We start from the raw sequence: 20,905 nt of genomic DNA on the forward strand, positions 1-20,905 counted from the left end.
CTGGCGGGGGACGGCAAGCCTTCGGGCTTATTGGTCGCAACCGTCCAGCACAAACAATTTCCCCGCCGCCGCGGGCGGCTTCCTCGCGGGACAAATTCTTTGTGCTTCCCGGCCCTTCACGTTGTTACGGCCGCTGGCGCGGTGCGGCCCGCCCACCCCCGCCGACCGGATCACAACAAGGACGCACTGGCGCGACCTTGAATTCCTGAAAGGAGAATCATCATGGCTAACATCGGCACCTTCACCGCAGACAAAGATGGCTACACCGGCACCCTGCGCACCCTGACGCTCAATGTCAAGGTCAAGCTGGTTGCCAACGACAAGGGCGAAAACGACAAAGCCCCCGACTTCCGCTTGCAGGCGGCGAGTCATGACATCGGCGCGGCGTGGAAGAAAACCAGCGAGGCCGGGCGGGAATACCTGTCCGTCACCCTGGACGACCCCACGTTCCCGGCCACGGTCTATGCCCGCCTGATCGAAGGCGAGGACGGCACGCATGATCTGCTGTGGTCGCGCAGCAAGCCGCAGGCGGCTTAAACCACCGCGCCCCGCCTTTCGGCGGGGCGCCTGTTCACCTAACAGCCCATGGCGGCACAGCCGCCCCAGACCTTTATTCTGAGACCTTGCCTTGGGCAAGCTGGGCTTCTGTCCGGGTCATGAGCACGGCCGTGCTGCATTCCAGCGCGCCGGCGATCTTGAAGATAATCGCCAGGGTGGGCGTGTGTTCGCCGCGCTCGATCTTGCCCAGATGGGAGCGTTCAACATTGGCGAGGTTCGCCAGCATTTCCTGGGCGATGCCGCGTTCCGTGCGCAGCGCACGCACCGCTGTACCGAAGGCGTGCGCCAGTTCGGCATCATAGGTAGTGGCGCCGGGTGGCCGGCCGCGCTGGATGGGACGCTTTTGCATAGACACAAGCGTCGTTTGGCGGCACAATTAAAACCACGTTATCTTTAACTCATTCATCCAGATTTCAGCTTTTTCTTGTGTAATGACGCAAACCCGTCAAGGTGGATTCCTTTTAAAGCGCAGATGCGCAAGCGTGCTTTTCAGGGCTTGCGCACAATCGGCATTACGATTGCCCGCTTTTACGGATTCGAGACAAACCGCTTTCGGGTCTTCGCACAAATGCACAAAGGCAGATCAGCGGTTTTACGTTTTGGCAGAGCACACGTGAACCTTTCACTCATCACCGACGACGAACGCGCACAACTGCTCGCTCACGGGCAGGCCCGCGCTGCGGGCCAGCGTATCGACCCGCCGCCGGTCGTGCGGCTTTTCACGCCGGACGCGCATGCGACCTGGCTGCTGACCGCACTCGATCCGGCTGATGGCGACACGGCGTATGGGCTGATCGACCTGGGGATAGGCATGCCGGCGCTGGGCACTGTGCAGCTTTCCGCCTTGGCCTCCATCGTCGGCCCACGCAAGCAGCCCGTGATGCGCGACCGCTATTTCCAGGCGGTGCGCCCGCTCTCGGAATACGTGCGCCTGGCGCAAGAAAACGGTTCGATCACGGATTAACAGGCAGTCGCAATACGAGCCGCGCAGCCCATCTCATCCAGGCGCATTGTGACTATTTCAGTCATGTTCAAGACCGTGACGGTCTGAATCATGAGTCTTGCATGAATACGCGACGGCCCAGACTTAAATAGTCATGATCTTCTGCGCGAAATGCGGCAGGGTCATGGATGCTGCTTGCTGATTCTTCAGCGGTGCCATCATCGCATTCTGATCACTGGTGCAATGGTTAAGACGCAATCGGACTTGATGTTTTTAGTTTCATTTTATGCGATTGGTAGTTAAATCTTAACGTATTGAAACTGGCTTGTGTTTATTGGCTCGTGTTTATTTTCCGATGGTGCTGCCCCGCTGAGTCAAAGGGGGTTGCGTCATGGCCGATTCGCTCGCCAAGCACTGGCATCCGGTTGCCGCGTATCTCTACATCCTGCACTTGGATGGCCCGGCGCTGGCCTGGGAATATCTGCGCCGCCATCCTGATTACCGGCAAGATTGGCTGCGCCATTCCCAGCAGCCGGAAGCCGCGCAGCCCACGGCGCAGCGCTGGGGCTTGCGCCTGCTGGAAGACCCCGCCCTGGATGCGCGTGACGCACATCCGATCTGGTTCCCTAATTCTCATGGCGTTCATCTTTACCCGGACGCCGACCCCATGCCGGGTGCCACGCTATTCACGCTCTGGCGCATCCCCGGTGACAAATCCCTGATTCACGACGGTGTACGCCTGGTGCTGCGGGTGCGTTGGCCGGGTAGCTGCCTGCGGCTGGCGGTGGCCCCTGGCCTGGCAGACGGCATGGCCTACGTCTATGCCGTGCGCGCCGGCGCCGATCTTCTTGCGCACGCGCAAGCGCTCACGCTGGAAATGAACAATCTGGCTCTGGTCAACGACGCCGTTCCCATTGCCGTGGTGCGGCCCCGGCCCGCCTTGTCGGCCTTGCAGGAACTGCACACCTTGCAAGCGCTCGACGCGACCCTGGCGGGTGCGTCCTTGCGCGACATCGCCGAAGGGCTGTTTGGCTCCAAGGCGGTGGCCCGCGACTGGCATGCCGATGGCGCTATGCGCGCTCGCATGCGCCGCCTGGTTCGGCGAGGCGATGCGCTGATGCGCGGCGGCTACCGCCGCCTGGCACAGTTGCCCGAGCCTGTACAGGGACGATCTTCATCCCCTGCAAAACGTCCCTGAGCAAGTCGCCCGGCTTTGTTGAGACTGTCTCCATCCGGCAGCACTGGCGCCGCCGGCTCTACCGACCGATGGAGGTTCATCTCATGCGACCCGCTCCCTTACGGCCCGCCGCCGCACCCATTGCCACGCCCGCGCAGCCCCAACGCTACTTGACCAACGACGAAGCCGCCCAGTACCTGCGCCTGTCGCCGCGCACGCTGGAAAAGCAGCGCGTGATCGGCGGCGGGCCGACGTTTCGTAAATTCGGCCGGCGCGTCATGTATGCGGTGGCCGATCTGGACGCCTGGGCCGATGCGCGCAGCTACGAGGCGACATCCGACCCGGAATACGCCGAGCGCCATGAGGGTGATTATCGTGACGGTCGCTGAGCGTTCGGGTGCGGGCGGCCATCGCCATGTCCAGTCCTTCGCAGTCATCACGGCTGCGACCCCCGCCGCAGCGCGAACAACTGGCGTTGTTCCGCGCACTACCGGGCGAGGACATGGCGCCGCGCGATGCTCAGGATTTGATGGCCTATCCCTTCTTCTCGTTGGCGAAGTCGCGGCGCGTTGCGCCCATCGACTTTCACAGCGGGAACGTCACCATCCGCGTGGAGGGTACACAGGAACACGGTATTGCCACGATCTGGGATGCCGACATTCTGATCTGGGCCGCCAGTCAGATCGTGCAAGCCCGCGATGCGGGCATCCGCAGCTCACGGTTGATGCAGGTGCGTCCCTACGAGATCCTGCGCTTCATTGGGCGCGGTACGTCCTTGCGCGACTACCAGCGCCTGAAAGCCGCCCTCGACCGGCTGCAATCGACCAGCGTGGCCACATCCATCCGCGAAACCACGGGGCGGCGGCTGCACCGCTTCTCGTGGATCAACGAATGGAAGGAGCTGGCCGATGCCGATGGCAAGCCGCTGGGCATCGAACTGATTTTGCCGGACTGGTTCTATGCCGGGGTGATGGATGCGGCCCTGGTGCTGACCATCGACCCGGCATACTTCCGCCTGACGGGCGGCATCGAACGCTGGCTGTACCGCCTGGTGCGCAAGCACGGCGGCAAGCAGCCGGACGGCTGGCAATTCGACTTCCGGCACCTGTACCGCAAATCGGGCAGCGTAGCGCGCTTCTACGACTTTGCCGCCGACTTGCGCGCCTTGGTTGCGCGCCAATCGCTGCCGGGCTACGTCCTGGGCATCGAACTCGTACCGGAGGACAAAACCGAACTGCTCACGTTCCGGCCCGTGCCGCCCACGGCACGGGGATAAATCTGTGGGTAAGTTGTGAATATCCTGTGGATAGTGTCGTGCTATCAGGCAACGGAACACTCGTGCTATCAGGCAACACATCCTCGTGCTATCAGGCAACAAAAATGGCCGCAACCCGGCGCCATTGCTGGCTTTGCGCGCCCCTTAACTTACCTAACTTAACTACTCTAACTTTTAATAGAGAAGCGCCATATCGGTGGGCAGCTTCCAAAAACCAACAATCGGGACGGTCTGAACAGCAAAATCAGCCGAAGCACCATGCCCGTCTGGCAAGGCAAAAACAGACAGGCATTCCAGGTGGGAGGGCTGCGCCATGATTATTGCCTTGCTCAACCAGAAAGGGGGCGCCGGCAAGACCACACTCGCCACCCACATCGCTGGAGAACTCGCGCTGCGCGGTCAGCAGGTCATCCTGCTGGACGCCGACCCGCAGGGTTCCTCACTGGACTGGACGCAGCGCAGAAGTCAGCAAGGTTTGCCAAGGCTGTTCAGCGCCGTGGGCCTTGCTCGCGAAACACTGCATCAGGAAGCGCCGGAGCTGGCCAGACGGGCCGATCATGTCGTGATCGACGGGCCGCCACGCATCGCCGCCCTGGCGCGCTCCGCGCTGCTGGCGGCCGACTACGTGCTGATTCCCGTTCAGCCCAGCCCTTACGACTTATGGGCCAGCGCCGAGATGGTGGCGCTGATTCGCGAGGCCCAGGTGTTCCGGCCCGCCTTGCAAGCGGCCTTTGTCATCAATCGACGGGTCAGCACCACCGTCATTGGGCGCGAAGCGCGCCAGGCGCTGGCCGATCTGCTGCTGCCGACGCTGCGCGCCGAGGTCCGGCAAAGAATCATCTTTGCCGACAGCGTGGCCGCCGGGCGGCTGGCACGCGAGACAGCGCCCGACAGCGCGGCGGCGCGTGAAATCACGGCCCTGGTCGATGAACTGCTGCGGTGGCCGACATGAGAGCGAGGCTGCCACCGAACAGCAAACGCCCGGCCAAGCGCGTCGGAATAGGTATGCGTCCGCCCGTGAATCCACACGCCGAGGCGTGGATTCGCCAGGGCGACGCCGGCGCACTGAACAAGGGCGACTGCTACACCGCCCGCCTGACGCTGGACATCACCCCCGCGCTGCGCGCACGCATCAAGGTGTCGGCCTTCACGCAAGGCGTGACCGTGGCCGACCTGCTGCGCGGTCTGCTGGAGCGCGAGTTTCCAGAACATCGCAAAGAGGACACGCCATGAATACATCCGCTTCGCCTGCTTTTGGCGCGGCGACGGCGGCATCGCTGCCGCTATCCGCCACGCTTGCCAACCAAGCCAACAGCGTGCCGCTGACGCGGGTGGCGCTCGCCACGATCGAACCGCATTTCAATCTCTATCTGCGTTTTGGCGAACCGGCACATATGATCCGGCTGGATCGCTGGCGGCGCTGGGCGGTGTTTATGCCGGGCGTGATGTTCTGCCGCGTCCGCTGGCAGGCCAACGATTACGGCACGGTACGCTGGCAGCTCATGGTAATGCAGGCTTGCACACCGTTGGACGCGGCGCAGCGCATTCCCGGCGTGCAGCCCGGTGCGCGTTTGCTGCTGAACGTCGAAGGTAATCATCCAGTTCGTTCTGTGCTGGAGCGCATTGACGCCATCGAGGCGCTGGGCATCGTGCCCGCCGCTACATCGCCAGCGTACTGGCGCACGCTGGGCAACCGTTTGGCGGCCCGCCTGGCGTTGCCCGAATACACCATTGAGCGGCACACTGCCTGGCTGGCTGGGAGGGCGCTGTCATGACCCCCGATTCCACCACCGCCCGCACACCCGAAGTCGCGCCGTTTCCTCGCTCACGCGTGCGCGCTCGCATCGTCCTGGCGGGCTTCGCCGCCGTTGGCCTCGCGGCGCTCGCCTGGGCGACGTTCGTGCAGCCGCTACCGCGCCTGATCTACAACCCGTCCAGCAGCGTTCCGGCCGGCTGGTATCGCGTCAAACCATTCCAACATCAGTCCGGTTCGCTGCCCCGTCGGCTGGAAGTGGGCAGTATTGTTCTGACTCGATTGCCTGCTGACGCCGCCGTACTGGCCGCGCAGCGCGGCTACCTGCCCGCACATATCCCGCTGCTCAAACGTGTGGGCGCCGTCGCGCCGCAGCACGTCTGCATTATCGACGGTCAGGTGCGTATCGACGGCGTGCCGGTGGCCGCCGCACTGCCTGCCGACCGGCTAGGCCGGCCGCTGCCCTTCTGGCCGCATTGCCGACCACTCCTTGAGAGCGAACTGTTCCTGCTGAGCGCCACACATCCGGCGTCGTTCGACAGCCGTTATTTCGGCCCGGTCAGCGCATCCGGCGTGATTGGCGTCGCGCATCCGATCTGGCTGGAGACACATCCATGATGGCCGCCGATTCGCTGCACGTTGCCGTGCATCTCATCGTGCCATCGGGCATGCTGTTCCGGCTGCTGCCGCCGTGTCGTCGCGCGTGCAGCACGGGCGCATTCGCGCCGCGCCTCGCGCAACATCCGGCGCAGCCGTCCAACGAGCAGGCGTCTTGCCTCGAACGCGCCCGGCCTGCGGCCATTGGCGCGTTCGCCGGCGGGCTGGCTGTCGGCAGCACAGCGCTGCCGGACCGCCGACGCCCGGAGCGAAAGCGACAGGCAAAGGCGGAAGGCAAGACAAAAGGGGGCGGCACACAGCCGCCCGCAAAGCCAGTCTGCACGTGGGGGTGGCGCGGCACGACGCGGCGTTGCCGTCGTGCCGCTGGGGGCGCGAGGCTCGCGCCAAGAGAGGGCTTGCCGCGTGCTTCACACGACCGGCTACGCCGCAGCTTCAGTCAGAACTTACAGAAAGCGTAGCCATGAGCGACCGCCGCGATGATGATTTCCGGGTGCGCCCCAGCGCCCCGAAGAACCGGGGCAAGGGTCAAGGCCAAGGTTTTATTTCCAAGGTGCTCAAGCAGACCGGCAAGGCCAGCGGGGGCAAGTCCTCGATGCGTCATTCCGCAGCCGGTAGCCGTGGCGCACGCACCGGTCAGCGTCCCGGCGCACGCCTGGGTCGCGGCCATACGGCGGCGCGCTTCGCAGGCGCCAATCTCACGCCATTCTCGCGGCGCGTGACCATTAAGACGCTGCTGGTCAATCAGCAACGTGCCAGCCCACAGTCGCTTGCCAAGCACCTGCGCTACGTCGAGCGTGACGGCGCGGGCCGCAATGGCGAGCCAGGCCAAGCCTATGGGCCACAGACGGACGTCGCCGATCTGGATGCCTTCAAGGAACGCTGCGCAGACGACCGGCATCATTTCCGCTTCATTGTCTCGCCCGAAGATGGCGCGGAGCTGGGTGACCTGCGCACCTACACCCGGCATCTGGTGAACCGCATGGAAGCCGACCTGGGCACGCGCCTGGATTGGGTGGCGGTGGATCACTGGAATACCGACAACCCGCACACCCACCTGATCGTGCGCGGGCGCGACGAGACCGGTCAAGACCTCATCATTGCGGGCGACTATATCGCCCAGGGCTTGCGTCATCGCGCTTCTGAGCTGGCGACCGAATGGCTGGGGCCGCGCACCGAGCTGGAAATCCAGCAGGCCATGCAGCGCGAAGTGGAGCAGGAACGGTGGACGAGCCTGGATCGCACCCTGCAACGTGAGATCGGAGAGGATGGACGGGTGCAGATCCAACGCTTCAATGAGCCGACATTGCAACGCCAGCGCCTGTTGCTGATCGGTCGCCTGCAACGCTTGCAGCGCCTAGGGCTGGCCGATGAAATACAGCCCGGCACCTGGGCCATGCACACCGACGCTGAAAAAATCTTGCGCGCCCTGAGCGAGCGGGGCGACATTATCCGCACCATGCAGCGGGCCATGAGCGGAAAACAACGCGAACTTGCCGTATTCGAGCCGGGCCAAGATGATGATGGAGGTGGACGCGTCATCGTTGGGCGCGTGGCGGCCAAGGGGCTGGATGATGAGCTGCGCGACCGGGGCTATCTGGTGATCGACGGCGTGGACGGCAAGGCCCATTACGTTGCACTCAATGCTCGCGACGAACCGGCCAACTATCCAACCGGCGCGGTGGTGGAAGTGAAGGGTTCCGCCGACATTCGAGCGGCTGACCGCAACATCGTGGAACTGGCAAGCGACGGTTTGTATCGTATCGATCACCACCTTGCTATTGAGCAAGGTCGCGCCAAAGCTGGTCGCGACCCGCAGGAAGTCGTCGCGGCGCATGTTCGCCGGCTGGAAGCCCTGCGCCGCGCCGGAATTGTGGAGCGCGTGGCTGATGGACTATGGAAAGTACCGCGTGACCTCCCCGAACGTGGCCGCCAGTATGACGCGCAGCGGCAGGGAGGTGTGGCGGTGGAACTGAAATCACCCCTTCCCATCGAGCGGCAAACTCGCGTGATTGGGGCCACCTGGCTTGATCACCAGTTGATTGGCCGCGGCAAGGGGCTGGAGGATATGGGTTTTGGTGGCGAGGCCAAACAAGCCATGCAGCAGCGCGCCGACTTCCTCGAAGAGCAAGGACTGGCCCAGCGGCGCGGGCAGCGCGTGATCCTGGCGGGCAATCTGCTGAGCACGCTGCGCAATCGGGAACTGGCGCGGGCTGCCAAGGACATTGCCGCCGAAACCGGTCTGGAGCATCGGCCCGTGGCTGATGGGCAGCGCGTGGCCGGTATCTACCGACGCTCAATCATGCTCGTCAGCGGGCGTTACGCGATGCTTGATGACGGCATGGGGTTCAGTCTGGTGCCGTGGCGACCGGTGATCGAGCAGCGGCTGGGCCAGCAGATCGCCGCAACAGTGCATGGCGGTGGGGTGTCGTGGGAGATTGGGCGACAGCGCAGCCCTTCCGTTTGAAATTTTACTTTGTGATTAGTCATCCGCCTCAGTGATTAACCACTCCCTGAATGCCGCTAGTGTGGGTAGATTGGCGCACTCGGGTCGGTAAACGATGTAATAAGAGGCATTCAACGCTAAGCTGATGTCTGGGAATAGCCTCACGAGGCGCCCGCTCGACAGATCGTCGCGGGCCATGATGCTGCGTGCGAGCGCGATGCCATGCCCCTCAATAGCTGTCTGCAGCACGGCTGCAGAGTTATTGAGGGGCATGCCGCGATGGATCGTCGCTGTGTCGCTAACGCCGGCTTTCTTCATCCATTCCTCCCAGGTCGGGAAGCCCGCATGGCCGGCCATCGTCAAGTCATGGATCAGCGTTTCGCGAATTAGATTACTTGGCTTGCGTAGTTGCCTGAACTGATGCAGCAGCTCAGGGGAGCATACGGGAAAAGCTTCTTCATCCATGAGCTTGTCGGCCTTCAGGCCTGGCCAGTCCCCCATGCCGTAGCGCACACCGATATCGATGCGCTGGGCTGCGAAGTCTACCGATTTGTGGTTGGTGTCCAAGCGTACATCGATGTCCGGACAAGCTGTCTGGAATCGATCTACCGAGATGAAGTGCAGTCCCCGGGCTTATATGCGAGAAACCGATTAGCTGGTTTGAAGGCGATTTCCAAGCGAGTTCGAAGTATGCTGATGGGTTATGGAGAGGCGGCACCAGCACTTCGTCGAGCCATATCAATGCCATTTAGTACCGCCTGGGCCGCTTCCGAACCGGCCGGGAACTGTTCTAGTAATTGTTGCCAATAGCCAATGGCCGCCTGATATTCGCCGCGCTCGAATGCAGCCCTTCCCGCCAAGGTGAGGGCGAATGGTTCGTCCGGGTCGAGGGTAAGGGCGCGGTCAAGTAGTCGCGTCGCTTCTTGGGTAAATCCGCTTGCGCTGCTGCGTGCGATCACTTCGGCATATTCCGCCAGGGAAAGCGGGTCCGCCTCGATGATGGGAGCAGCTTTGGAAAAAGCTTGGGCTGCATCTGCATATCTTCCAAAGTATCGATAAGAGCGGCCCAACATCAGCCAGCCCTCGGGATCGTCCGGATTTTCTTTCAGGCGCGCCTCTAGAGATTCCACCATCTTCTGCACATCAGCCTGAGTCATTGTGGCAGCACTGGGAGCTGGGGCGGGCCGCGTTGCGGCCGGGCTGCCAAGGTATGCGTACACCAGCAGGGCGGCCACAGGCAAGACGATGCCCACTACCGCGGCTGCTCGTCGGCTGTTATGCGCACCGGTAGCGGGAGCCGAGCCAGGTATCGCCTCATCCAGCGCGCGGCGCTGCAACTCTTGCTTGGCCACGGAAAAATCGTGCTCGGATAGTGTACGGTTTGCGACGTCTCCTTCCAATTCAGCCAATTGATCGCGCAAAACTGTTGCGTTGACCGAGTGATGCCCGATCTCATCACCTTGGCCTGGGCCGCGCCAAAGGGCGCGGCCGAGCCACAATGCCACCGTTGCGCAAAGCAACGACACAATGCCAGCGAAGAGCAAGCTCATGATGAATTACCTTTTGAATGAGTTTCGCTGGTGCTGCGCTGTAAAAGGGCGTCAGCCATGCGTTGTTCGTCATCGTCAAGCGGGTCAGGCGCGGCGTTTCTATTTCGGCGCCGCAGTGTCATGGCGAGCACCAGGAGCCCGCCCACCATCAGCAGCATGGGTCCGAGCCACAGAAAGAGCGTGGTAGCTTTCAATGGCGGCCGATAGAGTATGAAGTCGCCATACCGCGCCACCAGGAAATCCTGAATCTGAGCTTCTGACCGTCCCGCCTTGATCTGATTACGAATCAGCTCCCGTATGTCCCTCGCAAAGTCAGCGCGCGAGGCGGCAATTGATTCGTTCTGGCACACTAGGCAGCGCAACTCGGTGGCGATATCCAGCATTCGCGCCTCAATCGCGCTGCCGTTGCTCCAGACGGGATGGCAAACCGATGCGCAAAGCAGCAACAGCCATATGCGCTTCATTTTTGCAGCTCTCGAACCAGGGGCAGGATGGTGTCGCGAGCATCGCCGAAGCTGACCGCGCCGATATGCTTGTAGCGGATGACACCCTGTTTATCGATGATATATGTTTCCGGCACGCCATAAACACCATAGTCGATACCGACGACGCCTTCGGGATCTGTGATCACTGCTTCATAGGCATCGCCATGGCGCTGTAGCCAGGCGATTGCATCATCAGCCATATCCTTGTAATTCAGACCGACAATCGACAATCCGTGGGTGGTCGACAAATCGGTAATGACGGGGTGCTCTTCAAGGCAGGGCGGGCACCACGAGGCCCAGACATTCAGCAGCCACACCTTGCCGTCCATGGATTGCGGCGAGAATGTTTCGTCCGGGGCTGCCAACTTGGGCAAGCTAAAGACGGGTGCCGGTTTGCCGATAAGCGGAGAAGGCACTTCACTGGGCTTCAACGTCAAGCCGATAGCCAATAGGCCTATCAGTAACAGCAGTCCGGCCAAAGGCCAAAAAAAACGATTCATGCGTCAACTCCATGGGCAGCCGTGTCTGTTTGGCGCCGGCGGCGTTTAAGCCGGTAGCGTCGATCGCTGATGGCCAACAGCCCGCCAAGTGCCATCAAGATACAGCCGATCCAGATCCAATCGACAAACGGCTTGAAGTAGACCCGCACGCTCCACGATCCACCGCCCAGAGGTTCCCCCAAGGAGACGTACACGTGCCGCAGGCCGTTGGCGTCAATGGCCGCTTCCGTCATCGGCATGTCCGATGAAAAGTAATCGCGTTTCTCGGGATGGAGTGTGCGCAGCGCTTTGCCGTTCTTTGAGAGCAGCACGTCGCCAATTTCCGCCTCGTAGTTGGGGCCTGTTGCCTTGGTGACCCCGCGGAACGTCAAGTCATAGCTTCCCGCCTGCACCGTAGCGCCGGGTTCCATGCGTAGGTCTTGTTCGGTTTCATACCCCATGACTAGCGTGACGCCCGTGACAAACACGGCAATGCCAAAATGAGCCAGATGCATTCCCAGCCAGCTGCGCGGCTGTTTCAGCGGGCCACTGCGGGTGGCGCGCACACGTTGCATCACGCCGATGGCCACCGACGCCGCGATCCAGGCCGCTAGGCCCAGTCCCAGCGCTATCAGCACAGACCATCGCCCCAGCAAGAGCGGGGCACCGATGCCGACGATCAGCGCTATCCATGCGGGATGCAGAAGCTGCTTTGTCAAGGCCGCGATTTTCGCCGATTTCCAGTTGGCTGCGGGCCCTATGGCCATAAGCAGCAGGGCGGGAATCATCAGCGGCACGAAGATGGCATTGAAGTACGGGGGACCGACCGAAATCTTGCCTAGGTCGAAGCCGTCGAGCAGCAGCGGATACAGGGTTCCGAGGGTTACGGCGCCGGCCGCTGCAGCCAGCAGCACATTGTTCACCAGCAAGAGAGTCTCGCGCGACACCAATGAGAATTGGCCGCCTGTGCTTACTTTGGGGGCGCGCAGAGCAAAGAGCACTAATGATGCTCCCACCACAACAGCAAAAAGAATGAGCAGGAACACGCCTCTTCGGGGATCGGTGGCAAAGGCGTGCACGGACGTCAGCACACCCGAACGCACCAGAAAGGCCCCCAGCAGGGAAAATGAGAACGTACAGATGGCAAGGAGCACTGTCCAGTTCTTGAAGCTGCCGCGTTTTTCCGTCACGGCCAAGGAGTGAATCAGGGCAGTGCCGACAAGCCAGGGGATGAAGGACGAGTTTTCCACGGGATCCCAGAACCACCATCCGCCCCATCCGAGTTCGTAATAGGCCCACCAGCTACCCAGGGCGATGCCCAGTGTCAGAAACAACCAGGCAGCCGTAGCCCAGGGCCGGGACCATCGCGCCCAGGCAGAATCCAATTTTCCGGCCAGTAAGGCGGCCACGGCAAATGCGAAAGCCACCGAGAACCCGACATACCCCATATACAGTAAAGGTGGATGAAGTATCAGGCCGATATCCTGCAGTAGCGGATTCAAGTCCATCCCCTCCATGACGGGAGGCATCAGCCGCTCGAACGGATTGGAAGTTGCCAGTACAAACAGCAGAAATCCGACGGTGACCAAGCCCAGCACGCCCAGTACGCGCGCCACCATAGCCTCCGGCAGTTGTCTTGAAAAAAAGCTTACGGCAAACGCCCATCCGGTTTGCATCAGCAGCCACAACAGCAGCGACCCTTCGTGTCCACCCCACGTCGCGGCGATTCGATAGAACCAGGGAAGTTGAGAGTTGGAGTTCTGCGCCACGTAGAGAACTGAAAAGTCGTTGGCGAAGAACGACCCGCCAAGCGCGATAAAGCTGATGGACACCAAAAGAAACTGAGCGCGTGCGGCGGGACGCGCGAGGGCGATCCAGGCGGCATTGCCACGCGCGGCGCCCGCAAGGGCCAGGCTGGCCTGCGCTAGCGCCACGAACAGCGCGAGTATTAGGGAGAAATGTCCGATCTCGGGAAGCATGGCGATCATGGCCTCCCTGCATTGGTGGCTTTCTCGGCTTCGTTCAAGGCGTGCTGAGCTTCGGGAGGCATGTAGTTTTCATCATGCTTTGCCAGTACCTCCTGGGCCAGGAACCGGCCGCCAAGCTCAAGCCTGCCTTGCACCACTACGCCCTTGCCTTCGCTGAAGAGGTCAGGGAGTATGCCCGTGTAGCTGACGGGTACCGTCTTGGCGTTGTCGGTCACGACGAACTGCACGGTTAGGCCGTCACGCCGTACGCTGCCCGCTTGCACGATCCCCCCGACGCGGAAGAGGCGTTCCTGGGGAGCTTCGCCCGCATTGACCTGCGTAGGCGTAAAGAAGAACACAAGATTATTCTGGAATGCATTGAGGACGAGCGCCGTCGCAATGGCGATGGCGGCCAGCCCGCCTCCAATGAGCAAGCTGCGTTGATGGCGCTTCTTCATTGGACTGCCTTTTTTTGCATGCGCTGCTCGCGAACTGCTTGCAGCAGCGCTGATCTACGGCGCCGTCCAAGAAGCATCTGTTCGGCGCACACAGCGATGATGGACATTCCCATGGCGCCCCATACGTATGCACCATAGCCGCCCATGGCCAGGAATTCAGTTGGACTTGACCATGTCATTCTTGCATCTCCTTCAATTCGTTCAGCCACCCGGCATGGCGCTCGCGCTCCAGAATGATGCAGCGCATACGTCTTAGTGCGGTGGCGATGGTGTACGCCCATGCGGCCAGGGCCATGAGCAGCATGCCGGCCAGCATGATCGTTGCCATGGACGGAGCGCGTGTCAGCGAGACCGAGGCCCCCTGATGCAGGGTGCTCCACCACTGGACCGAGAAATAGATAATCGGAATGTTCACCACGCCGACAAGAGCCAGCACGGCAGCGGCCTTGTCGCCGCGTCGAGGGTCGTCCACGGCCGACTGGAGCGCAATGAAGGCCATGTACAAGAAGAACAGAATCAGTTCTGAGGTCAGGCGCGCATCCCACACCCACCAGGCTCCCCACATGGGCTTGCCCCACAAGGCGCCGGTCCATAGGGAGAGAAAGGTGAACATGGCGCCGGTGGGGGCCAGGGCCGATGCCATCATGGCCGACAGGCGGCTGTTGAGAACCAGCCCCACTGCGGCCCAGAAAGCCATCACCAAATAGATGAACATCGACATCCATGAGGCGGGCACATGCACGAAGATAATGCGGTATCCCTCGCCTTGCTGGGCGTCGGTGGGCGCCATGAAGAAACCTGCGTATAACCCCGCCGCAGTCAACAGGACGGAGGCTGCGCCAAACCACGGGATCAGGCGCCCAGCAAGCGGATAAAACGTTCTTGGCGATGCGTATTTGAACCAGTTGATCATCTGTTTTTCATTACTCCAGCGCAATCTTCAGCGCGGCAGCCGTCGCCCAAGGAGCAAAAAACGCGGCCAGCACCAACATCGCTCCCAGCAGCGAAATATTCGCGCCTGTGCGTGCCCCGCCGGTGGCGACGTCAACAGCGGCCGTGCCAAAAATCAACACCGGTACGTAAAGCGGCAAAATCAGCAGTGTCAGCAGCACGCTGTTGCTGCGCAAGCCCAATGTCAGGCTGGCTCCAATCGCTCCAAGCAGGCTCAGCACCGGGGTGCCGAGCAATAACGAGGCTGTCAGCGCGTATAGAGATGAAGGCGGCAAGTCGAATTGCAGTGCCAAAAATGGCGCCAGCAATGTCAGCGGCAGGCCGGTCAATAGCCAGTACGCGACGACTTTGCCCAATATCAGTACGCCCAACGGAGCGGGGGACAGGAGCAGTTGCTCCAGGGTCCCGTCCAGATAATCCCGTTCAAACAGGCGATTCAACGAGATCAAGGTGGCCAGCAATGCGGCAATCCAGAGAATGCCGGGTGCAATCTGTCTGAGTATGTCTCGTTCAGCGCCAACGCCCAATGGAATCAAGCTGACCACGATGACAAAGAACGAAAGCGAAGTCAGGACTTCGGACTTGCAACGCATGGCGACTTTTAAATCATGTTTGATCACTCCATGGAAAGAAGCCAGCCCCAGGGGCGCACTCATGTGCTTATCCGCATGTGATGTGATACGTCGCATGCTTCAGTTTCATCTCATGATGCGTCGTGACAGCGGCTATTCCGCCACGGCACAGGTGCCGGTCTATCGTTTCCGTCACCCATTGGGCGGCTTTGCTGTCCAAGGCGGCCAGAGGTTCGTCCAATACCCACAAAGGGCGTTTTTGCAGTACTAATCTAGCCAAGCTCACTCGACGCTTCTGTCCTTCAGACAAGAGCCGCGTCGGCAGATTTTCCTTGCCTTGCAATCCGACCTGATGCAATGCCGTGTGTATCGCACTTACGCTGGACGGTTCATTCGCCAGGGTCAAGGCAAACTGCAGGTTTTCCTCTGCATCTAGCTCTTCCTTCAGTCCTGGGAGGTGGCCTGCGTAAATGAGCTGACATCGGTATTCTTCATCCAGAGAGTCGATCTTGCGCCCGTGCCAGTACAGTGCGCCAGCAGCGGGGGCTGCCAGCCCCACAAGTGTGCGTAGCAGACTCGTTTTTCCACTACCGTTGTCGCCATGAATCACCAGACACTCTCCGGCCTTGAGATGAAAACTCAGGCCGTTGAACAAGCTGCGATCACCGCGTACACATTCTAGGTTGAGAGCTTTGAACAACTTCACCTCAATTTATGGGATTACTCCCAATCGGTAAAAGCGCAGGTTGCATGTGTTGATTCACTCACACTGCTCAGCGCATTCGTATGGGTAATGACCCGTTCGATTGGGCCAATCATTACACACGATACGCCAACCCGATTAAGTCAATATTAAAGGCGCAGTGGCCGTATGTAACTCCGGTTTCAACCTTTGGGTCGCGCTGATGAACAACTCCGGTCCCTCCAAGCGGTGAGCATCGCCTAGTCAATTATGGACTTCTGTAGTAGTCATCAACTGACCACCTTGCTCTAAGCAGTAATGACCACGAGCCTAAGATTGGTACGTGCAGCATGGATGGCGGCGGCCCATCCCGCAGGATCTGAACCGAGGATAATGAGTGAGCGGTGCGTGCTCACTCGATCAATCCAAGTGTTGCTTGACGAAATTGTTCAATTGCGTTTTTCCAATCGCTCCTGCCGTTCGATCCGCGAGTGAGCCGTTCTTGAATGCTAGGACTGCCGGTATGTTCTGAACCCCCGAAGCGATGTGTCAATGCCAGCGCATGATCAACGTTGATCTCACCGAAGTGGGCGTCTTTGGCCATGTCATTGGAGGTTTGCTTGACCGGGGGCGACATGGCCCGGCACGGTCCACACCATTTAGCCCAGAAGCGCACAACGTGCACGCCGGATAGGCCTATGGTGGTGTCAAAACTCTCGGAGGTTAGTTCTCTGATTATGATTAAGTTTCCGGGCGAGAGGGATGAAAGATTTGGCGGTGCTGCTTAATGAGCAGCAGCCAAGCCGTCGGACTGAAATGGACGAGCAGAATTGCCGAGGACCGTCATGCTGCTTAGAAGCATGGCGACGGCGGCCGCACCGGGGGTAACGCCGATATGCAAGAACAACGCAACGATTGCAACGTTGTAGATGATCGAGAAAAAGAGGTTTTGACGGATTCGCCGCATGATGTGGCGGGCCATTTGACGTGCCAGGACCACTTGGCTCATGCCGCCTCGCGTGATCACCACGCCTGAGGCCGTGACGGCGATGGCATTTGCACCAGTGACGGCCACACCGCAGCCGGCCGCAGCAAGGACCAGCGTGTCGTTGATGCCGTCGCCGACAAAAACAGTGTCATGCCCATGTTTCTGAAGGATTGCGACTTTGTCGTCCGGCTTGCTGGCTGCGTGAACGTGCTTCGGCGCAAAGCCAAGTTTTTCACCCACCCAGTTTGCCGCCATGGCGTGATCGCCCGTTACCAGCAGAGTTCGACAGCCTTCTTTACGCAGGAAGTTCAAGGACTTCAGCGAATCGGCCCGGATATTGTCTTGCAGTTCGATTTTGCCTTCCCATCGTCCGTTACGAGAAATGTGCGCTGTGGCGCTTGGTGCTGGGCCTGTTGCGGGATCAGCGGCTGCTTCCTCCTTCTCGGTGCAGCGCACGCCCTGCCGCTCCAGCCACTTGACGGCTCCGATCAGCCATGTCGCCCCATCGGGCGCGATATAACGTACGCCGGCCGGATGCCGCTCCACAAGGGGCGTCAGCGGCAGATCTTCGATTCCACGAGAACGAGCATGCTGGACGATGGCGTTGGCCACAGGATGGGCAACGCCTGTTTCCGCGTTCGCGACGACTCGTAGGAGATCGTCGGGCGCCAGGTGCTCGCTTGTCATGCGCGCCACTGTCAATTGCCCCGTCGTGAGCGTTCCCGTCTTGTCAAACGCAAATGTGCGGCCTCGCGCCAGGGCTTCGACACTGGCGGGATCCCTGAACAGGATGCCGGCGCGCGAAGCGCGAGCACTGCCTGCCGAGAATGCCAGCGGCAGGGCAAGCCCGACGGCGCAGGGGCAAGCCGCGACGAGTACCGAGAGCGAGGCTAGTAATGCGTGGTCGACGGCCATACCCATCCATAGGTGGCGCATGAGCGCAAGCAGCGATATCGCGCCAGCCACTGGAAGTAGCCATCGGGCAAATTGTTCGGCGAGTTTCGACATCGAGGACTTCGCGCCGAACAGCTCATGCATGCGCAGACCCAGTTTATCGGCATATCTTTCGCCTTGAGATTTTTCCACCCGCAGCACTAACGGGGCCTGCAGATTCACCATGCCGGCATGCAGGTACTCGCCGGCGCTGCGCTCCAGCGGCAGAGATTCTCCCGTCAGCAAAGACGTGTCTACCTGCGACGCGCCCTTTTCTATGAGCCCGTCGACAGGTATGCGTTCGCCAGCGAGCACGTAAACTAGTGAGCCCGTCTGGACCGACTCCAGCGCAACGATTTTTTTATTTCCGTCAGGCTGGATGATGCGTGCCGTTTCCGGCATGAGCTGGCGCAGGGCGTCGATCGCTACCATGCTGTGCTTGCGTGCCTGGATCTCGATCAGCCGCCCCACCAACAGGAATGTGATAAGCATCGTGGCGGCATCGACGTATACGGCGGGCGAATTTCGAGTGAGGTTCCATAGCGACAGCAATAAGGAGCCCCAGACGCCCAGCGATATGAGGGCATCCATGCCGGGAACTCCGGCTCGCACTGTTTTCCAGCCCGCCCGATAAAAATCGAGGCCACTGTATAGAACCACCGGCAGGCTGAAAATGGTTGCGGTCCAGCCTACCAGCAAGGCATCGATACCGGCCACGGCCTCGATGCCAAAGTAAAGCATCCAGGATCCCAGCATGCTCCACATGCCGAAGAAGGCGGCAACGATCAACTGCAGCCGTATCCGCGATGCTTGTTTTTCCAGGGATAGGTTCACCTCGTTGTCGTCCAGCAGCGGCGACATTTCGTAGCCTAGGCCCTGCACCCGATCAAAAAGCTTTTGAAAATCGAAGCGCGCCGGTTCCCACCGAACTAAGGCGGAGCCGGAGGTGAAATTTACGTTGCTCTCCAGCACTCCCGGCGCTTTATCGATGACGCGCTGCACCGCCATGGCGCAACTGGCGCAGAACATGCCGCGCACGGAAAAAATCATGCGTCCGGCGGGGCGCAGCGACTCTAGGTCCAATGTGTTGGCTGCGGCGGCCGTTGTCGTCGACTGCATGGCGTGATCAGTCCTCTTGTTCCGTACCCCCGCCGACGACCTTCCCGTTGACTGCCTTGCCGTAGAAGCTTTCCTCCCCATCATGGAATTCGACGCGCGCCTCTTCGAGGGTGCCGGTCTGACGGGGATCCTTGGGGCGTTCATGGCTGTCGACGAAAGCTGCAACGTCCCAAGCTTCCTGGTCGGTCAGCGAGAATGGCTTGCCCAGCGGCATGTTGGCCTTGATGAAGCCGGCGGCCGTATCGATACGCGCCATGCCCGCGCCCCAGTTGTAGGAGTTCGGGCCCCAGAGCGGGGGAAACACCACACCGCTGTCGGGATCTCGCTGGCCCTGGCCATCCGCGCCATGGCACAGGGCGCAGTTCTGCGCGTAGACTGTCTGTCCGCGCATCACGTCGTAGTCTTCTTCGGGTTTCTTGAGCTTGGGATAGCCTGAGCCAGGTAACTTTTCTCCCGTGGACGCACCATCGGCCATCCAATAGAAGTAGGTTGTCAAGTCGCGGTAGATATCGCTCCCGGCTGGTGGAGGCTGGCCCGATGGTGAGCCCTGTGCATTCATTGAGTACGTGAAACAGCCCTTGATGCGGTCCTCGATGGTACTGATTGACTTTGTCTTGCTTCGGTACGCTGGATAACGCACATAGGCGCCCCACATGGGAGCTGAATTTTCTCGGCGTCCGGCATCAAGGTGGCAATTGACGCAAGCGAGCGTATTGCCGACGTGCTCGGACACCATGGTCGACGTTTCCATGAAGATGGCGCGGCCTCGCTTGACGGCATCGCCGTAGGGACTGTCAGGAATACTGTTTTCCGATGGAGGTGAGTAATAGCCATCGGCACCGACTGGCATGCCGGCTGTGGGCGCAGCCCTGTCTGCTTGGTGTGTCTTGCGGTCGGACTCCATGGCTTCACGTGTGTAGACCTGGCTGCCGATCTGGGTAATGCCGCCTTTCTCGGAAGTGAAAGAGAACGACATCAGGCCGCTGTCATGAATCAGGTAGCCGGCGCCGAACAACAGGATGCCCAGTCCCGCGCTCCAGGCTAACCGCCGGGCGCCTGACATCCGCTTGCGTATGCCCGGCTCCGGCCGGTTAGAGGAATGGTTTTGTGTCATCTTGGCTCTCTATGCTTACTTGACAGTGTCGTCGCGGTCTCCCGGCAAGGACGCCGCATAATTGGATACCGCATACAGATCCTGGTAGGACAGTCGGCTCGCGATGTCGTCCATTAAGGATTGCGGTGAGTTGTGCCGGTGACCACCTTTCCAGGCGGCCAACTGGCCGAACAAGTATTCGGGCTGTTGCGCAGCCAGGGGCGGGAAGGAGACACCCACGCCTTGTCCCTGGTCTCCGTGGCAACTGACGCATGCAGGCACGTCCAGTTTCCAGTCACCTTTTTCGAACAGCAGGCGGCCTCTCTCCATGTCGGCATCGGAGTGCGGCAGCATCAACTGGGGGACGGGCAGGTTCGCATAGTAGGCCGTCACTTCCGCAATATCGTGAGCCGATAGTTCGCGCGCCACGTAGTGCATGGATTCGTTAATGCGCTCGTCGGAAGCGAAGTCGCGCAGCTGCTTGGCCAGGTATTCCTTTGAAAGGCCGGCAAGACGGGGGGTGTTGCCGGCACCCTCGCCCTGATCGCCATGGCAGGATGCGCAGCTCCACACGCTACCTCGGCCGGCATGGACCAGCTCGGGTGCATCCTGCGTCGCGATGGGAGTAGGCACTGCGGGCGTCACCGGCGCGACCGGGCCACTGGCGACCGTATCGGGCGAGCCGGAGTCCGTCCATGGAGCCAGGTCGCTTAGATAGATGCCGACGCCGGCCAGCGCCAAGGCGATGAGCACCGCCAGCAGGAAAATGGGAATCGGGCGGGGCGGCTCCCAAGGTTCGAATGTGGGATCGATGTCGTCGACACGGGGCGTTGTCGAGTGGTGATTAGTTTTCATGGCGT

General features: G+C 60.8%; 25 protein-coding genes and 1 pseudogene. 10 read left to right on the top strand and 16 right to left on the bottom strand.

Features of this window, described 5'->3' with window-relative positions; all coding sequences use genetic code 11:
• Positions 1-222 precede the first annotated feature (222 nt).
• Positions 223-537, top strand: coding sequence for a DUF736 domain-containing protein (locus CSC67_RS09120; RefSeq protein ID WP_118994201.1), 315 nt, complete (start codon positions 223-225; stop codon positions 535-537).
• Between the two features lie 73 nt (positions 538-610).
• On the opposite strand, the gene CSC67_RS09125 is transcribed toward CSC67_RS09120, so the two are convergent.
• Complete coding sequence (locus CSC67_RS09125; protein WP_118994202.1) at positions 611-907, bottom strand: helix-turn-helix domain-containing protein; 297 nt, start codon at positions 905-907, stop codon at positions 611-613.
• Positions 908-1,126: 219 nt separating this feature from the next.
• Between CSC67_RS09125 and CSC67_RS09130 the strand changes: the two genes are divergently transcribed.
• The 4 genes from CSC67_RS09130 to CSC67_RS09145 all read left to right on the top strand — a co-directional run bounded on the left by CSC67_RS09130 (position 1,127) and on the right by CSC67_RS09145 (position 3,954).
• Positions 1,127-1,522 (top strand): DUF2958 domain-containing protein, encoded by a 396-nt coding sequence (locus tag CSC67_RS09130; protein WP_425337641.1) that lies wholly within the window; start codon positions 1,127-1,129, stop codon positions 1,520-1,522.
• A gap of 370 nt (positions 1,523-1,892) precedes the next feature.
• Positions 1,893-2,699: a DUF2285 domain-containing protein gene (locus CSC67_RS09135; RefSeq protein ID WP_118994204.1), complete on the top strand. Its 807-nt coding sequence runs from the start codon at positions 1,893-1,895 to the stop codon at positions 2,697-2,699.
• Positions 2,700-2,782: 83 nt separating this feature from the next.
• Positions 2,783-3,067 carry a helix-turn-helix transcriptional regulator gene (locus CSC67_RS09140; RefSeq protein ID WP_118994205.1) on the top strand — a complete coding sequence of 95 codons (285 nt, stop codon included), beginning with the start codon at positions 2,783-2,785 and terminating at the stop codon, positions 3,065-3,067.
• Between the two features lie 26 nt (positions 3,068-3,093).
• A complete protein-coding gene (locus CSC67_RS09145; RefSeq protein WP_118994356.1) occupies positions 3,094-3,954 on the top strand; it encodes a replication initiator protein A in 861 nt (286 codons plus the stop codon).
• A 174-nt stretch (positions 3,955-4,128) separates the two neighbouring features.
• Here CSC67_RS09145 and CSC67_RS21345 read toward each other — a convergent pair whose 3' ends face one another.
• Positions 4,129-4,269: a hypothetical protein gene (locus tag CSC67_RS21345; RefSeq protein WP_164878370.1), complete on the bottom strand. Its 141-nt coding sequence runs from the start codon at positions 4,267-4,269 to the stop codon at positions 4,129-4,131.
• Between CSC67_RS21345 and parA the strand changes: the two genes are divergently transcribed.
• The 5 genes from parA to CSC67_RS09180 all read left to right on the top strand — a co-directional run bounded on the left by parA (position 4,268) and on the right by CSC67_RS09180 (position 8,789).
• Positions 4,268-4,906 carry a ParA family partition ATPase gene (gene parA / locus CSC67_RS09155; protein WP_118994206.1) on the top strand — a complete coding sequence of 213 codons (639 nt, stop codon included), beginning with the start codon at positions 4,268-4,270 and terminating at the stop codon, positions 4,904-4,906. The genes CSC67_RS21345 and parA overlap by 2 nt on opposite strands.
• Positions 4,903-5,187: a chromosome partitioning protein ParB gene (locus CSC67_RS09160; protein ID WP_118994357.1), complete on the top strand. Its 285-nt coding sequence runs from the start codon at positions 4,903-4,905 to the stop codon at positions 5,185-5,187. The genes parA and CSC67_RS09160 overlap by 4 nt, the downstream gene beginning before the upstream one ends.
• Complete coding sequence (locus tag CSC67_RS09165; RefSeq protein WP_118994207.1) at positions 5,184-5,729, top strand: DUF2840 domain-containing protein; 546 nt, start codon at positions 5,184-5,186, stop codon at positions 5,727-5,729. Before CSC67_RS09160 ends, CSC67_RS09165 begins: the two co-directional genes overlap by 4 nt.
• Entirely contained in the window at positions 5,726-6,325 is a 600-nt protein-coding gene (locus CSC67_RS09170) for a S26 family signal peptidase (RefSeq protein ID WP_118994208.1), read from the top strand. Before CSC67_RS09165 ends, CSC67_RS09170 begins: the two co-directional genes overlap by 4 nt.
• Positions 6,326-6,785: 460 nt before the next feature.
• Positions 6,786-8,789, top strand: coding sequence for a relaxase/mobilization nuclease and DUF3363 domain-containing protein (locus CSC67_RS09180; protein ID WP_118994210.1), 2,004 nt, complete (start codon positions 6,786-6,788; stop codon positions 8,787-8,789).
• A 15-nt stretch (positions 8,790-8,804) separates the two neighbouring features.
• On the opposite strand, the pseudogene CSC67_RS09185 reads toward CSC67_RS09180, so the two are convergent.
• From CSC67_RS09185 to CSC67_RS09255, 14 genes and pseudogenes are all read right to left on the bottom strand, one after another.
• Positions 8,805-9,377, bottom strand: a pseudogene (locus CSC67_RS09185) (LysR substrate-binding domain-containing protein); the annotation flags it as partial.
• 92 nt (positions 9,378-9,469) lie between these two features.
• Entirely contained in the window at positions 9,470-10,318 is an 849-nt protein-coding gene (ccmI, locus tag CSC67_RS09190; RefSeq protein ID WP_118994212.1) for a c-type cytochrome biogenesis protein CcmI, read from the bottom strand.
• On the bottom strand, positions 10,315-10,782 hold the full coding sequence (locus CSC67_RS09195; protein ID WP_118994213.1) for a cytochrome c-type biogenesis protein: 468 nt from the start codon (positions 10,780-10,782) through the stop codon (positions 10,315-10,317). Before CSC67_RS09195 ends, ccmI begins: the two co-directional genes overlap by 4 nt.
• Positions 10,779-11,303, bottom strand: coding sequence for a DsbE family thiol:disulfide interchange protein (locus tag CSC67_RS09200; protein WP_118994214.1), 525 nt, complete (start codon positions 11,301-11,303; stop codon positions 10,779-10,781). Before CSC67_RS09200 ends, CSC67_RS09195 begins: the two co-directional genes overlap by 4 nt.
• On the bottom strand, positions 11,300-13,261 hold the full coding sequence (locus CSC67_RS09205) for a heme lyase CcmF/NrfE family subunit (protein WP_118994358.1): 1,962 nt from the start codon (positions 13,259-13,261) through the stop codon (positions 11,300-11,302). Before CSC67_RS09205 ends, CSC67_RS09200 begins: the two co-directional genes overlap by 4 nt.
• 5 nt (positions 13,262-13,266) lie before the next feature.
• On the bottom strand, positions 13,267-13,707 hold the full coding sequence (ccmE, locus tag CSC67_RS09210) for a cytochrome c maturation protein CcmE (RefSeq protein WP_118994215.1): 441 nt from the start codon (positions 13,705-13,707) through the stop codon (positions 13,267-13,269).
• Positions 13,704-13,886, bottom strand: a complete 183-nt coding sequence (locus CSC67_RS09215) for a heme exporter protein CcmD (protein ID WP_118994216.1) — start codon at positions 13,884-13,886, stop codon at positions 13,704-13,706. The genes ccmE and CSC67_RS09215 overlap by 4 nt, the downstream gene beginning before the upstream one ends.
• Positions 13,883-14,620 (bottom strand): heme ABC transporter permease CcmC, encoded by a 738-nt coding sequence (gene ccmC, locus CSC67_RS09220; RefSeq protein WP_118994217.1) that lies wholly within the window; start codon positions 14,618-14,620, stop codon positions 13,883-13,885. Before ccmC ends, CSC67_RS09215 begins: the two co-directional genes overlap by 4 nt.
• Positions 14,621-14,630: 10 nt before the next feature.
• Entirely contained in the window at positions 14,631-15,314 is a 684-nt protein-coding gene (ccmB, locus tag CSC67_RS09225) for a heme exporter protein CcmB (protein ID WP_118994218.1), read from the bottom strand.
• A gap of 4 nt (positions 15,315-15,318) precedes the next feature.
• Complete coding sequence (gene ccmA, locus CSC67_RS09230; protein WP_228255687.1) at positions 15,319-15,936, bottom strand: cytochrome c biogenesis heme-transporting ATPase CcmA; 618 nt, start codon at positions 15,934-15,936, stop codon at positions 15,319-15,321.
• A 388-nt stretch (positions 15,937-16,324) separates the two neighbouring features.
• The gene (locus CSC67_RS09240; protein ID WP_425337642.1) at positions 16,325-16,654 is read right to left on the bottom strand and encodes a thioredoxin family protein; all 330 of its coding nucleotides are present in this window, start codon (positions 16,652-16,654) and stop codon (positions 16,325-16,327) included.
• A 42-nt stretch (positions 16,655-16,696) separates the two neighbouring features.
• Positions 16,697-18,952 carry a heavy metal translocating P-type ATPase gene (locus tag CSC67_RS09245; protein ID WP_164878369.1) on the bottom strand — a complete coding sequence of 752 codons (2,256 nt, stop codon included), beginning with the start codon at positions 18,950-18,952 and terminating at the stop codon, positions 16,697-16,699.
• A 7-nt stretch (positions 18,953-18,959) separates the two neighbouring features.
• Positions 18,960-20,066 carry a c-type cytochrome gene (locus CSC67_RS09250; protein ID WP_228255686.1) on the bottom strand — a complete coding sequence of 369 codons (1,107 nt, stop codon included), beginning with the start codon at positions 20,064-20,066 and terminating at the stop codon, positions 18,960-18,962.
• 15 nt (positions 20,067-20,081) lie between these two features.
• Positions 20,082-20,900, bottom strand: a complete 819-nt coding sequence (locus CSC67_RS09255) for a c-type cytochrome (RefSeq protein ID WP_118994222.1) — start codon at positions 20,898-20,900, stop codon at positions 20,082-20,084.
• Positions 20,901-20,905: the final 5 nt, after the last annotated feature.

This window comes from Pusillimonas caeni, assembly GCF_003545815.1.
Classification (GTDB): domain Bacteria; phylum Pseudomonadota; class Gammaproteobacteria; order Burkholderiales; family Burkholderiaceae_B; genus Pusillimonas; species Pusillimonas caeni.

Coding starts and splice junctions, on each gene's coding strand:
- CSC67_RS09200 (WP_118994214.1), bottom strand. CDS start 11,303: ATGAATCGTTTTTTTTGGCCTTTGGCCGGACTGCTGTTACTGATAGGC.
- CSC67_RS21345 (WP_164878370.1), bottom strand. CDS start 4,269: ATGGCGCAGCCCTCCCACCTGGAATGCCTGTCTGTTTTTGCCTTGCCA.
- CSC67_RS09195 (WP_118994213.1), bottom strand. CDS start 10,782: ATGAAGCGCATATGGCTGTTGCTGCTTTGCGCATCGGTTTGCCATCCC.
- CSC67_RS09125 (WP_118994202.1), bottom strand. CDS start 907: ATGCAAAAGCGTCCCATCCAGCGCGGCCGGCCACCCGGCGCCACTACC.
- CSC67_RS09130 (WP_425337641.1), top strand. CDS start 1,127: ATGCACAAAGGCAGATCAGCGGTTTTACGTTTTGGCAGAGCACACGTG.
- CSC67_RS09180 (WP_118994210.1), top strand. CDS start 6,786: ATGAGCGACCGCCGCGATGATGATTTCCGGGTGCGCCCCAGCGCCCCG.
- CSC67_RS09120 (WP_118994201.1), top strand. CDS start 223: ATGGCTAACATCGGCACCTTCACCGCAGACAAAGATGGCTACACCGGC.
- ccmB (WP_118994218.1), bottom strand. CDS start 15,314: ATGAGTGCGCCCCTGGGGCTGGCTTCTTTCCATGGAGTGATCAAACAT.
- ccmE (WP_118994215.1), bottom strand. CDS start 13,707: ATGAAGAAGCGCCATCAACGCAGCTTGCTCATTGGAGGCGGGCTGGCC.
- ccmI (WP_118994212.1), bottom strand. CDS start 10,318: ATGAGCTTGCTCTTCGCTGGCATTGTGTCGTTGCTTTGCGCAACGGTG.
- CSC67_RS09215 (WP_118994216.1), bottom strand. CDS start 13,886: ATGACATGGTCAAGTCCAACTGAATTCCTGGCCATGGGCGGCTATGGT.
- CSC67_RS09140 (WP_118994205.1), top strand. CDS start 2,783: ATGCGACCCGCTCCCTTACGGCCCGCCGCCGCACCCATTGCCACGCCC.
- CSC67_RS09145 (WP_118994356.1), top strand. CDS start 3,094: ATGTCCAGTCCTTCGCAGTCATCACGGCTGCGACCCCCGCCGCAGCGC.
- CSC67_RS09255 (WP_118994222.1), bottom strand. CDS start 20,900: ATGAAAACTAATCACCACTCGACAACGCCCCGTGTCGACGACATCGAT.
- CSC67_RS09135 (WP_118994204.1), top strand. CDS start 1,893: ATGGCCGATTCGCTCGCCAAGCACTGGCATCCGGTTGCCGCGTATCTC.
- CSC67_RS09170 (WP_118994208.1), top strand. CDS start 5,726: ATGACCCCCGATTCCACCACCGCCCGCACACCCGAAGTCGCGCCGTTT.
- parA (WP_118994206.1), top strand. CDS start 4,268: ATGATTATTGCCTTGCTCAACCAGAAAGGGGGCGCCGGCAAGACCACA.
- CSC67_RS09165 (WP_118994207.1), top strand. CDS start 5,184: ATGAATACATCCGCTTCGCCTGCTTTTGGCGCGGCGACGGCGGCATCG.
- CSC67_RS09245 (WP_164878369.1), bottom strand. CDS start 18,952: ATGCAGTCGACGACAACGGCCGCCGCAGCCAACACATTGGACCTAGAG.
- ccmC (WP_118994217.1), bottom strand. CDS start 14,620: ATGATCAACTGGTTCAAATACGCATCGCCAAGAACGTTTTATCCGCTT.
- CSC67_RS09205 (WP_118994358.1), bottom strand. CDS start 13,261: ATGCTTCCCGAGATCGGACATTTCTCCCTAATACTCGCGCTGTTCGTG.
- CSC67_RS09160 (WP_118994357.1), top strand. CDS start 4,903: ATGAGAGCGAGGCTGCCACCGAACAGCAAACGCCCGGCCAAGCGCGTC.
- CSC67_RS09250 (WP_228255686.1), bottom strand. CDS start 20,066: ATGACACAAAACCATTCCTCTAACCGGCCGGAGCCGGGCATACGCAAG.